General features: G+C 63.5%; 12 protein-coding genes. 11 read left to right on the top strand and 1 reads right to left on the bottom strand.

Going from position 1 to position 11,530, the window contains the following annotated elements:
* The coding region (locus tag EEB11_RS13560) for an ATP-binding protein (RefSeq protein ID WP_135432134.1) at positions 1 to 905 on the top strand (905 nt) is incomplete at its 5' end.
* 174 nt (positions 906 to 1,079) lie between these two features.
* Here the strand turns inward: EEB11_RS13560 and EEB11_RS13555 are convergent.
* Positions 1,080 to 1,217, bottom strand: a complete 138-nt coding sequence (locus tag EEB11_RS13555; RefSeq protein WP_135432133.1) for an entericidin EcnA/B family protein — start codon at positions 1,215 to 1,217, stop codon at positions 1,080 to 1,082.
* Positions 1,218 to 1,360: 143 nt separating this feature from the next.
* Here EEB11_RS13555 and EEB11_RS13550 point away from each other — a divergent pair, with 143 nt between their 5' ends.
* From EEB11_RS13550 to EEB11_RS13505, 10 genes are all read left to right on the top strand, one after another.
* On the top strand, positions 1,361 to 1,645 hold the full coding sequence (locus EEB11_RS13550) for a hypothetical protein (protein ID WP_135432132.1): 285 nt from the start codon (positions 1,361 to 1,363) through the stop codon (positions 1,643 to 1,645).
* 82 nt (positions 1,646 to 1,727) lie between these two features.
* Positions 1,728 to 2,987 carry a glycerate kinase type-2 family protein gene (locus EEB11_RS13545; RefSeq protein ID WP_135432131.1) on the top strand — a complete coding sequence of 420 codons (1,260 nt, stop codon included), beginning with the start codon at positions 1,728 to 1,730 and terminating at the stop codon, positions 2,985 to 2,987.
* A 62-nt stretch (positions 2,988 to 3,049) separates the two neighbouring features.
* On the top strand, positions 3,050 to 4,087 hold the full coding sequence (locus EEB11_RS13540; RefSeq protein ID WP_135432130.1) for a LacI family DNA-binding transcriptional regulator: 1,038 nt from the start codon (positions 3,050 to 3,052) through the stop codon (positions 4,085 to 4,087).
* A 165-nt stretch (positions 4,088 to 4,252) separates the two neighbouring features.
* Positions 4,253 to 5,584, top strand: a complete 1,332-nt coding sequence (locus tag EEB11_RS13535) for an ABC transporter substrate-binding protein (protein ID WP_135432129.1) — start codon at positions 4,253 to 4,255, stop codon at positions 5,582 to 5,584.
* Between the two features lie 82 nt (positions 5,585 to 5,666).
* A complete protein-coding gene (locus EEB11_RS13530) occupies positions 5,667 to 6,614 on the top strand; it encodes a carbohydrate ABC transporter permease (RefSeq protein WP_135432128.1) in 948 nt (315 codons plus the stop codon).
* On the top strand, positions 6,611 to 7,552 hold the full coding sequence (locus EEB11_RS13525; protein WP_135432127.1) for a carbohydrate ABC transporter permease: 942 nt from the start codon (positions 6,611 to 6,613) through the stop codon (positions 7,550 to 7,552). Before EEB11_RS13530 ends, EEB11_RS13525 begins: the two co-directional genes overlap by 4 nt.
* Positions 7,553 to 7,592: 40 nt before the next feature.
* Positions 7,593 to 7,781, top strand: a complete 189-nt coding sequence (locus tag EEB11_RS13520; protein WP_135432126.1) for a hypothetical protein — start codon at positions 7,593 to 7,595, stop codon at positions 7,779 to 7,781.
* A 4-nt stretch (positions 7,782 to 7,785) separates the two neighbouring features.
* The gene (locus tag EEB11_RS13515) at positions 7,786 to 8,883 is read left to right on the top strand and encodes an ABC transporter ATP-binding protein (protein ID WP_135432125.1); all 1,098 of its coding nucleotides are present in this window, start codon (positions 7,786 to 7,788) and stop codon (positions 8,881 to 8,883) included.
* Positions 8,876 to 9,877, top strand: a complete 1,002-nt coding sequence (locus EEB11_RS13510; RefSeq protein WP_135432124.1) for an ABC transporter ATP-binding protein — start codon at positions 8,876 to 8,878, stop codon at positions 9,875 to 9,877. The genes EEB11_RS13515 and EEB11_RS13510 overlap by 8 nt, the downstream gene beginning before the upstream one ends.
* Before the next feature lie 5 nt (positions 9,878 to 9,882).
* Positions 9,883 to 11,508 (top strand): dihydroxyacetone kinase subunit DhaK, encoded by a 1,626-nt coding sequence (locus tag EEB11_RS13505; protein ID WP_135432123.1) that lies wholly within the window; start codon positions 9,883 to 9,885, stop codon positions 11,506 to 11,508.
* The last annotated feature ends 22 nt before the right edge of the window (positions 11,509 to 11,530 follow it).

Below are 11,530 nucleotides of genomic sequence, written 5' to 3'. Positions count from 1 at the left end.
TAGGGGGAATCGGTAACAAGTGTCAGACTCGGAACACTAGGTCAGTTCTTGGATTTTCCTTAAACATAGTACCACACCCTGAGCCGTCTGATTGGCTTAGGAAACAAAAACTCATTGTTAAGGAGAAGGCGACGGTAGCAGCCACTCTCCTATTTGCTGATGAACCACAAGTGTCATTGCCGAAGTCTGGCCTTAAAGTCTATCGTTATAGAACAGCTGAGGCGGAGGGCACGCGAGATGCACTCGCATTCGATCCAATCACGGTTGAGGGTAGCATTTACGAGCTAATCAAGCGGGGCGTTTCAATTACAAAAGAAAAGATTCAAGACGTTCCTAAGCTTGGTTTGGAAGGCTTGGAAAGTGTCCTTTATCCCGCCGAAGCAATTCATGAAATTGTGACAAATGCAGTTATTCATCGCGACTATAGTATAAATGATGAAGTCCATGTAAGAATATTTGATAACAGAATTGAGGTTTTCAGTCCGGGAAAATTGCCGGGTTATGTGACAGCAGAAAATATTCTGAAGGAACGATTTGCTCGAAACCCGAAGATTGTCAGGATTATCAACAAATTTCCAGATGCCCCCAACAAGGATATAGGCGAGGGTTTAAATACTGCTTTTGAAAAGATGCGCGCTCTGAAATTGCGAGACCCAAAGATTCAAGAGTCTGATGCAGGCGTTACGGTGGTATTATTTCATGAACTTCTTGCTTCCCCAGAGGAAATAGTGCAGAATTATCTCGAGGAAAATCCTGAAATAAATAACGCGAAGGCAAGGGAGATTTGCCGGGAGGGATCTGAGAATAAAATTAAGAGATTGTTTGAGAGAATGATCAAGTCAAATCTTATTGAAAAAATTCCAGATCGTCGCGGTAGGTCTACGGCATATCGGGCAAAACAGTAGAAGATAATGTGAGTTTTCAATTATTATTTTATCCACAAACCCTACCCCGAGGCGCGACTTTCACTACCAGCCGCCCATCCTCGATCCGGTACACAATCCGCCAGTTTCCAATTCTACCAAACAAAAAGGCGGAGCCGAAGCCCCGCCTTTCCCATTCGCGTCGAAAGCCGCTGATCAGTTCGCCGCTTGCCGCGCTTCTTGTGTGATCGTGGCACCTGCGACCTGAAGGTCGCGGCCGGCGCCGGCCACCGTGCCGCAGGCGGACAGGGTCAGGGCGGCAAGGAGGGACAGAAGGGTCAGGCGGCTTTTCATGGGGTTTCCTCTGGGTGAACTCACGGGGTAACGCCCGGGTGCGGCTTTGGTTCCCTGTGGCCCCAACTTTCAGACGGTGTGCCCTCCGCGTTTCGGCCCCGCTTTAACCGGGTGTTAACCACGGCTGCGCCAGACTGCCGGGCATGCGCATCCTTGCCCTCCTCTTTCTTTGTGCCTGCGGGCCGCAGCCCGCGCCGCAGTTCTTTGGGGCCGAGCGGACGGATGTAACCCGCGACGGGCGCAAGTATACGCTGTATCAGAAGGGCAATGCGGTAGAGGTGATCCGTCTGGGCTATGCCCGGCGGGGGGAGCATCAGGGCATCCGCGCCACGATGATTGCGCTGATCCCCGAGGTGACGGGGTGCAGCCTGATCGACAGCAGCCTGCAGGGCGACAGTGGCGAAATGCGGGGGCGGCTGCGGTGCTGATCGGGCGGTAAGCGCCCGAAAGCATTGATCCCCGGCTGCGCCCCGCCCTATACAGGCGGCGGACCAGGACCGAGGATGCCCGATGATCACCGACCCAACCGCCTTTCTGCGCCGCCTGTTCGACCGCGCGGTCGAGGTGGCGGACCCTATGCGCAGCCTCGCGCTGCACCTGCCGCCGCGCCCGGCGGGCCGGGTGGTGGTGGTGGGCGCGGGCAAGGCCAGTGCGCGGATGGCCGAGGCGGTTGAGGCGGAATGGGGGCCGTGTGACGGGCTGGTGATCACCCGCTACGGCTATGGGCGCCCCTGCCGGGGGATCGAGATTGTCGAGGCCGCGCACCCGGTGCCCGACGCCGCAGGGCAGGCGGCCACCACGCGGATGCTGGACCTGCTGGCGGGCGCCGACGAGGGGGACTTTGTGCTGGCGCTGATTTCGGGCGGGGCGTCGGCGCTGCTGGTGGCGCCGAGCGAGGGGGTGAGTTTGGCGGAAAAGCAGGCGGTGAACGCGGGCCTGCTGGCCTCGGGCGCGCCGATTGACCGGATGAACACGGTGCGAAAGCACCTGAGCGGGGTGAAGGGCGGGCAGTTGGCCGCTGCCGCGCATCCGGCGCAGATGCTGGCGCTGATGATTTCCGATGTGCCGGGGGATGATCCGGCGTTCATCGGCTCTGGCCCCACGGTGGGCGATGCGTCAACCCCGGCTGACGCGCAGGCGATTCTGGAGCGATGGCAGATCGCCGTGCCTGCGTCGGTGCAGGCGGCGTTGCGGGCGGGGTCGGGCGTGGTGCCGCCGGGGGATGCGCGGCTGAGCCGGGTGACCAACCGGATTTACGCGGCCCCGGTGCAGTCGCTGGAGGCTGCTGCCGTCCTTGCCCGCGACGCAGGCTGCGATGTGCGGCTGCTGGGCGATGCGCTGGAAGGCGAGGCGCGCGAGGTGGCGGCGATGCAGGCGGCACAGGCCCTGGCGGTCAGGGCCAGCCTGCGCCCCGGCGATGCGCCTGTGCTGCTGCTGTCGGGTGGCGAGCTGACGGTGACGCGGCGCGGTGACGGGATTGGCGGGCCGAATGCGGAGTTTGCGCTGGCGCTGGCCATTGCGCTGGAGGGTGCCGCCGGCATCCATGCCATCGCCTGCGATACCGATGGTGTGGATGGCGCGGCAGAGGTGGCGGGTGCGCTGATCGGCCCCGAAACCCTTGTGCGTGCCGAAGCGGCGGCGCTGGACCCCGCCACCGCCTTGGCGCGCAACGATGCCCACAGCTTTTTCGCGGGTATCGACGGGCAGGTGGTGACCGGCCCGACGCTGACCAATGTCAATGATTTCCGCGCTATCCTGATCTCGCCGTGAGCGGGCATGACGCGCGGCGGTCCTGATTGACGTACCTCAGACTTTGGCGATAAGCGTAAGAAATGGGCAGGCCAACCGTCACAGATATTGCGCGCGAAGCCGGGGTCAGCCTTGCCACGGTGGACCGGGTGCTGAATGCGCGCCCCGGGGTGCGGGCCAAGACCATTGCAGCGGTGCAGGAGGCGATTGCCCGGCTTGGCTATGTGCGCGACATGGCGGCGGCCAATCTGGCGCGCGGGCGCAGCACGCGGGTGGCGCTGCTGTTGCCCGATACCGAAAGCCAGTTCATCCAGACCCTGGAGGATGCGCTGGCGCAGGCCGCCGCTCTGGCGACATCTGCCCGGATGCAGGTGGATCTGCTGCGCTATCCGGCAGCGGACCTGCACCGTCTGGCGGCGATGCTGGCGGAACTGGCGGCGGGCGGCATCTCGGGCGTGGCGCTGATGGCGCCGGAAACGCCGGTGGTGCGCGATGCGCTGCGTGCCCTGCATGCGGCGGACATTCCGGTGGTGGCGATGGTGTCTGACCTGCCCAATTGCGGTGCTGCGCATTATGTCGGCATCGACAGCCATGCCGCCGGGCGCACGGCGGGGGTGTTGATGGGGCGGTTTCTGGGGGGCAGGACGCCGCGGGTGATGGTGATTGCCCAATCCATGCTGCTGCGTGACAGCATCGAGCGTCGGCGCGGCTTTGATGCGGTGATGCTGGCCGACTTTCCCGGCGTCACGGTGGGGCAGACGTTGGAAACCCATGGTGTGGCGGATACCCTGCGCCAGGTCATCCGCGAAGCGCTGCGGTCGGACGGTCCGGTCGGGGGCATTTATCTGCTGGGCAGCGGCCACCGGGCGCTGGTGCAGGTGCTGACGGAACTGAACCTGCTGGGCCGGGTCGTCACCATCGGACATGAGTTGACGCCCCACACCATATCGGCGCTGCAATCGGGCTGGCTGGATGCGGTGATTGCGCAGAATGTCGGCCATGTGGCGCGCAGCACCCTGCGGGTGTTGCAGGCCAAGGCCGACCACCAGCCGATCAACGAATCGCAGGAGCGGCTGCGGCTGGAGATCATTTTGCGCGAAAACCTGCCTCAGGCGCTGTGATCCCTGCGTTCAAAGCGGTTTGATCTGGCCGTTGCGCCAAAATGATGTGCGTACCTCAAAAATGATGGACAGGGCGGTTTTCCGTGCCTATCGTCATCCCAGCAATCCCGATGGCGGCCAGAGGAGGGGCGCCCTTGCGCGTTTGCACTCAGGGAGGAAATAACAATGAAGGCAAGATATTTGACCGCAACCGCGGTCGGTGCCGTGCTGTCTGCCGCCGGGCTGACGGCGAGCACCGCCTCGGCCCAATCCAATGAACTGACCTTGTGCTGGGCCGCGTGGGACCCGGCCAACGCGCTGGTCGAGCTGTCCAAGGATTTCGAGGCGCAGTCCGGCATCAAGATGAAGTTCGAATTCGTGCCATGGCCCAATTTTGCCGACCGCATGCTGAACGAGCTGAACTCGGGCGGCCAGTTGTGTGATCTGCTGATCGGCGACAGCCAGTGGATCGGCGGCGGCGCGGAGAACGGCCATTACATCAAGCTGAACGATTTCTTTGCTGCGGAATCGATCAGCATGGATGATTTCGCCCCGGCCACCGTTTACGCCTATTCCACCTGGCCCAAGGGTGAGCCGAATTACTATGCGCTGCCTGCCATGGGCGATGCCAATGGCTGGTTCTACCGCAAGGACTGGTTTGAGCGTGAAGACATCCGCGCCGCCTTCATGGAGGCCACAGGCCGCGAGCTGGGAGAGCCGCAGACCCAGAAGGAACTGTTGGAAATCGCGCAGTTCTTCCAGGGGCGCGAGATTGACGGCCAGACCGTCTATGGCGCGTCGATCTTTACCGAGCGCGGGTCGGAAGGCATTACCATGGGGGCCACCGGGGCCATGTATGCCTGGGGGTTCAAGTATGAAAACACCCCCGGTGCCTATGACATGGAGGGTGCGGTGAATTCGCCTGAGGCGGTGGAGGCGCTGGAGTTCTACAAGGAGCTGTACAAGACCGGCACACCGCCGGGCTATGACAACGCCTATATGGAACAGTCGCTGGATGCGTTCAAATCCGGTCAGGTGGCGATGGCGATGAACTGGTTCGCCTTTTTCCCCGGCCTTGCGGCGGACCCGAATGTGGGTGGCGACAAGATCGACTTCTTCGTGAACCCGGCGCAGAACCAGCCGGCATCGACCCTTGGCGGTCAGGGGATTTCGGTCGTCAGCTATTCCGACAATGTCGAGGGCGCGCTGGACTATATCAAATGGTTCGCCCAGCCGGATGTGCAGAAGAAATGGTGGTCGATGGGCGGCTATTCCTGCCATGTTGCGGTGCTGAACGACCCCGATTTCGTCAACTCCGCCCCCTTTGCCGCCGATTTCCTGGCGGCGATGGATAACGTCTACGACTTCTGGCAGGAACCGGCCTATGCATCGCTGTTGCTGGCGATGCAGGACCGGCTGCACACTTACGTGGTGGCCGATCAGGGCACCGCGCAAGAGGCGCTGGATGGTCTGATTGCGGACTGGACCGAAGTGTTCGAAGACGAAGGCAAGCTGTAACCGGCGTTGTGGCTGCGCCGGACCCCCGGCGCAGCCATCCCCGCTTCGGGCAGGTTTGCCCTTGATTTGCAGGACCACCCCCATGACCGATACGCCGATCGACCGGATGGCGCGTGCCACGCCCCCGCATGTGGCACGCCGTGTGCGCGGGCTGTCTGACCGCGCGATTGCCTGGCTGTTCGTGGCCCCGACGATATTCCTGCTGCTGGCGATCAACATCTTTCCGCTGATCTGGACGGTGCGGCTGTCGTTTACCAATTTTGCCGCCAACCGTCCGGGGCGCGAGGTGGAATGGGTGGGATTGCGCAATTACCAGCGCATCCTGACCGATGATGGCATCTGGGCCAATATGCAGACCACGGCGCATTTCCTGATCTGGACGATCACGCTGCAGGTGCTGATCGGCTTTACCCTTGCCTGGCTGATCAACCGCAAGTTCAGGGGCAATGACCTGCTGACCACGCTGATCGTGCTGCCGATGATGCTGTCGCCGGCGGTGGTCGGCAATTTCTGGACCTTTCTGTATCAACCGCAGATCGGGCTGTTCAACTATGTGGTCGAGCTGTTCACCGGCGTTCCCGCCAGTTCGTTTTCCATGCTGGGCGCGGGCGGGCTGGCGAAATGGTCGATCATCATTGTGGACACCTGGATGTGGACGCCGTTCGTGATGCTGATCTGCCTCGCCGGTTTGCGGTCGATTCCCGATTATATCTATGAGGCGGCAGACGTGGACCGCGCCAGCAAGTGGCGGCAGTTCTGGACCATTACGGTGCCGATGGTGCTGCCTTTCCTGATGCTGGCGGTGTTGTTCCGCGGCATCGAGAATTTCAAGATGTTCGACATGGTGGTGCTGCTGACCGGGGGCGGGCCGGGGAATGAGACGCTGCTGGCCAGCATTGATCTGAAGCGAGAGGCGTTCGAGAAATGGCGTACCGGCTATTCCTCGGCCTATGCGATCATATTGTTTGTGACCGTGTTTGGGCTTGCCTCGATCTATGTCAAAGCCCTGAATAAGGTGAAGGAAAGATGAGCGCTTATTCCGTCACCGAACCGTCGCGCGCGTCAAAATCCATCGCCGCCGTGCTGGTGGTGGTCTATGCCATCATCACCCTGCTGCCCTTGTTGTGGATCATTTCCACCGGCTTCAAATCCGGGCCCGACAGCATCAGCTATCCGCCAAAGGTGCTGTTCGAGCCGAGTCTTGAGGGCTATGTCAACCTGTTTACCACCCGCACCCGGATCGGGGCCGAGCAGTTCGCCGCCCTGCCGCCGCCCGAGACCTGGTATGACGAGATCGTGCGCCAGAGCGGCACGGTCATTGCCGGGCCGTCGCGCTTTGGCGAGCGGTTCATGAATTCGGTGATCATCGGCTTTGGCTCGACCGCGCTGTCGATCTTTCTGGGCACGCTGGCGGCCTATGCGTTTTCGCGCTTCAAGGTGCCGCTGAAGGATGACCTTTTGTTCTTTATCCTGTCGACCCGGATGATGCCGCCCATCGCCGTCGCCATCCCGATTTACCTGATGTACCGCGAGCTGGGCCTGTCTGACACCCATCTGGGGATGATCCTGCTCTATACGGCGGTGAACATCAGCCTTGCGGTCTGGCTTTTGAAAGGCTTCATCGACGAGATCCCGCGCGAATATGAAGAGGCGGCGCTGATCGACGGCTACACGCGGTTTCAGGCGTTTCGCAAGGTGGTGTTGCCGCAGGCTGCCACCGGGATCGCCAGCACGGCGATCTTTTGCCTGATCTTTGCCTGGAACGAGTACGCCTTTGCCGTGCTGCTGACATCCGGCAAGGCCCAGACGGCGCCGCCATTCATTCCCACCATCATCGGCGTCGGCGGTCAGGACTGGCCCGCCGTGGCGGCGGGGGCCACCTTGTTCCTGTTGCCGGTGATGATCTTCACCATCCTGCTGCGCAAACATCTGCTGCGCGGGATCACCTTTGGCGCGGTGCGCAAATGAGCGCGGCTGGCATCTTGAGCGCAAAGACTGGGGCAGGGGCATGAGCACATTTGTAAACGGGCTTTTGCGGTTCCGGCGCGGGCCGTGGGAGAACCTTTCGACACTGCTGATCGCGCTGGGGGTGGTGATGCTGATGCAGCCGTTCTTTTTGTGGGCATTCACCTACAGTTTCATCGTGACCCTGATTGGCACGGTGTTGTTCATCATCACCAGCCATTTCCCGGAGTAACCCCTTGGCCGACATCGTTATCCACAATCTGCGCAAGGAATTCGGGGCCTTTACGGCGGTGCAGGGGTCGTCCTTCACCATCCGGGATGGCGAGTTCTTCATGCTGCTGGGCCCATCGGGCTGCGGCAAGACCACCACCTTGCGGATGATTGCCGGGCTGGAACTGCCGACCAGTGGCGAGATTTTGATGGATGGCGAGGATGTGTCGCAGCGCCCGGCATCGCAGCGCGACATTGCCATGGTGTTCCAGATGTTCGCGCTTTACCCGCATATGAATGTGCGCCGCAACATCAGCTATCCGCTGGTGAGCCAGGGCGTGCCGCGCGCGCAGGTGCAGGCCAAGGTGGCCGAGGTGGCGCGGATATTGGGCATCACCGATATTCTGGACAAGCCGGTGGGCGGCCTGTCGGGGGGCGACCGGCAGCGGGTGGCGCTGGGCCGCGCCATCGTGCGAAACCCCAAGGCGTTCATGATGGATGAACCCCTGGGCGCGCTGGACGCCGAATTCCGCGAGCATATGGCCGAAGAGCTGCGCGCCCTGCATGACCGGATGGGGGCGACCACGGTCTATGTCACCCATGACCAGCTGGAGGCGATGCAGATGGGCGACAAGATCGTGGTGATGAACCACGGTGTGGTTGAGCAGTTCGGCACGCCGCAGGATATTTATGACCATCCCGCCACGCTGTTCGTGGCCGATTTCATTGGCAGCCCGTCGATGAATGTTCTGCCGTTTCAAGGGGCTGTGCGGGCGGGTGACCGCTCGGTTACGCTGGGCACCGTCACGCTGGCCACGCCGGAGCTGCAGCAGGAAGCCGGGGGCCGCGATCTGGTGCTGGGGGTGCGGCCCGAACATGTGACGCTGGCGGATGATGCCCCATACCGTGGGCGCATCCTTGCCAGCGAATATCTGGGCACGTCGCAGATCATCACGCTGGATACCGCGCATGGCGTGGTCAAGGCCCGCGCGCCTTCGGGTCAGGTGGTGCGCAGCGGTGATACGGTGGGGTTGGCGTTCCGGGCCGAAACCCTGTCGCTGTTCGATGGCGGCACGGGCCGGGCCTTGCGCACATCGGCCAATGCGGGGGTGTTCCATGGCTGAGGTGGTCCTGTCGCATGTGTCCAAATCCTTCGGGGCCGCCCGCGCGGTGCGCGATGTGTCGCTGACCATTCCCGACGGAGCATTCGTGGTGCTGCTGGGGCCGACCGGCGCGGGCAAGACCACCACCCTGCGGCTGATCGCCGGGCTGGAGCGGCCTGACAGCGGCGATATTGCCATCGGCGGCGCATCGGTGGTGCAGGACATGCCCGCGCAGCGCGATGTGGCGATGGTGTTCCAGCAATACTCGCTGTACCCGCATCTGTCGGTGCGCGACAATCTGGCCTTTCCGCTGCGCAGCCCGGTGATCAACATGGCGGAGCCGGATATTGCCAAAAGGGTGCAGGCGGTGGCCGATGCGCTGCGCATCGGCCACAAGCTGGACAACAAGGCCACTGCGCTGTCGGGGGGCGAGATGCAGCGGGTGTCGATCGGCCGGGCGCTGGTGCGCCAGCCGCGCATTTACCTGATGGATGAGCCGCTTTCCTCGCTTGACGCCAAGCTGCGCGCCGATCTGCGGGTGGAGCTGAAGCGCATTCATGCCGAGTTGGGCGCGACCTTCCTTTATGTCACCCATGACCAGATTGAGGCGATGACCATGGCCACCCATGTCGGTGTGCTGGATCGGGGCGGTCTGGTGCAGTTCGGCACCCCGCGCCAGATTTACGTAGACCCGGTCAGCACCTATGTCGCCAGCCGTCTGGGCCAGCCGCGCATCACCCTGCTGCCGGCGGGCACCTTTGGCCCCGGCGCGCCCGCAGGGGCCACGCAGATGGGCCTGCGCCCCGAACACATCGTGATCGGGGAGGGCCAGCCTGCAACGGTACGGCGGGTGGAACGGCTGGGCGATCAGACCCGGCTGCACCTGCGCCTTGGCCCGCATGAGATTGTTACGCTGGCTGACCCCCATACCCCGCTGGCGACGGGGGACAGCATCGCCATCCGCCCGCAGACCCCGCTGTGGTTTGATGCCAGCGGCACCCGAATTCAAGGATGACCCCCATGAAACAGTTCATGAATGCCCGTGAAACCCTTGTGACCGACGCCATCGACGGGGTGATTGCCGCCTCGGGCGGGGCTTTGGTGCGGCTGGATGGCTATCCGCATATCCGGGTGGTGCTGCGCAGCGACTGGGACCGCGCCAGGGTGGCGCTGGTGTCGGGCGGTGGCTCGGGGCACGAACCCAGCCATGCGGGGTTCGTGGGGAAGGGAATGCTGACGGCGGCGGTGTGCGGCGATGTGTTTGCCAGCCCGTCGGTCGATGCGGTGCTGGCAGGCATTCTGGCGGTGACCGGCCCGGCGGGGTGTCTGCTGATCGTCAAGAATTACACCGGCGACCGGCTGAACTTTGGCCTTGCCGCCGAACGGGCGCGGGCCTTCGGGCTGAAGGTGGCGATGGTGATTGTCGATGACGACATCGCCTTGCCCGATCTGCCGCAGGCGCGCGGGCTGGCGGGCACGCTGTTCGTGCACAAGATTGCGGGTGCGATGGCCGAGGCCGGGATGGGCCTTGACAGCATCGCGGCCACGGCTCAGGCAGTGATCGGATCGGCCCTGTCCATCGGCATGTCGCTGGACACCTGCACGGTGCCGGGCAGCCCCAAGGAACAGCGGATCGAGCCCGGCAAGGCCGAGCTTGGCCTTGGCATCCATGGTGAGGCCGGGGTGGAGCAGGTGGCCTTTGCGGGGGCCGCATCGGCGATGGCCATGGTGGCGGAGCGTCTGGCCGCACATCTGGGCAGCGGAGACCATGTGGCGCTCTTGAACAACCTCGGGGCCACCACCCCGCTGGAGATGAGCGTGCTGGCCCATGACCTTGGCCGGTCGCCGCTGGGTGGCCGGATCAAATGGATCATCGGTCCGGCACCGCTGATGACCTCGCTGGACATGCACGGGTTTTCGCTGTCGCTGCTGCCGGTGACGCCGGAACTGGAACAGGCGCTGGCCGCCCCTGTCGGGCCTGCGGCTTGGCCGGGGTTGCAGCGGTTTGGCACGGTGGGCCTGCGCCCCTTGCCCGACGGGCTGACCCCGATCCAGCCGCAGCCTTCGGCCCATCCGGCGCGCGCCGCCCTGATCGCGCGCTGCTGCCGCGCGCTGATCGCGGCCGAGGCCGATCTGAATGCGCTGGATGCCAAATCGGGGGATGGCGACACCGGATCGACGCTGGCCGGTGCCGCGCGCGCCCTGGCGGGCGCGCTTGACCGGATGCCACTGGCCGATACCACGCAGCTGTTCCGCGCCATCGGGTCGGAACTCAGCCAGACCATGGGCGGCTCGTCGGGCGTGTTGCTGGCCATCTTCTTCACCGCGGCGGGCGATGCCGCGGCGGGGGGCAGGAACTGGATCGGCGCGCTGACGGCGGGGCTGGACCGGGTGCGTCAGGTGGGCGGCGCCGGGCCCGGCGACCGCACGATGATCGACGCGCTGGCCCCCGCCCTGCAGGCCCTGCCGCAGGGCGTGGCCGCCGCCGCTGCCGCCGCGCGCGCGGGGGCAGACAGCACCGCCAGCATGACAAGGGCCAAGGCCGGACGGTCCAGCTATCTGTCTGCCGACAAGCTGGCCGGGCACAACGATCCGGGGGCCGAGGCGGTGGCGCGTTTGCTGGAGGATCTGGCCAGGTCCGCCTGACGTTCACACATCTGCAGGAATT

This window comes from Pseudotabrizicola sediminis (assembly GCF_004745575.1).
Taxonomy (GTDB): domain Bacteria; phylum Pseudomonadota; class Alphaproteobacteria; order Rhodobacterales; family Rhodobacteraceae; genus Pseudotabrizicola; species Pseudotabrizicola sediminis.
The sequence above is the reverse complement of the archived record's forward strand: the minus strand, read 5'-3'. Positions and strand labels throughout refer to the sequence as shown.

Excerpts from the sequence above, each read along its gene's own strand:
- EEB11_RS13555 (WP_135432133.1), bottom strand. The coding sequence starts at position 1,217 with ATGAAAAGCCGCCTGACCCTTCTGTCCCTCCTTGCCGCCCTGACCCTG.
- EEB11_RS13550 (WP_135432132.1), top strand. The coding sequence starts at position 1,361 with ATGCGCATCCTTGCCCTCCTCTTTCTTTGTGCCTGCGGGCCGCAGCCC.
- EEB11_RS13545 (WP_135432131.1), top strand. The coding sequence starts at position 1,728 with ATGATCACCGACCCAACCGCCTTTCTGCGCCGCCTGTTCGACCGCGCG.
- EEB11_RS13540 (WP_135432130.1), top strand. The coding sequence starts at position 3,050 with ATGGGCAGGCCAACCGTCACAGATATTGCGCGCGAAGCCGGGGTCAGC.
- EEB11_RS13535 (WP_135432129.1), top strand. The coding sequence starts at position 4,253 with ATGAAGGCAAGATATTTGACCGCAACCGCGGTCGGTGCCGTGCTGTCT.
- EEB11_RS13530 (WP_135432128.1), top strand. The coding sequence starts at position 5,667 with ATGACCGATACGCCGATCGACCGGATGGCGCGTGCCACGCCCCCGCAT.
- EEB11_RS13525 (WP_135432127.1), top strand. The coding sequence starts at position 6,611 with ATGAGCGCTTATTCCGTCACCGAACCGTCGCGCGCGTCAAAATCCATC.
- EEB11_RS13520 (WP_135432126.1), top strand. The coding sequence starts at position 7,593 with ATGAGCACATTTGTAAACGGGCTTTTGCGGTTCCGGCGCGGGCCGTGG.
- EEB11_RS13510 (WP_135432124.1), top strand. The coding sequence starts at position 8,876 with ATGGCTGAGGTGGTCCTGTCGCATGTGTCCAAATCCTTCGGGGCCGCC.
- EEB11_RS13505 (WP_135432123.1), top strand. The coding sequence starts at position 9,883 with ATGAAACAGTTCATGAATGCCCGTGAAACCCTTGTGACCGACGCCATC.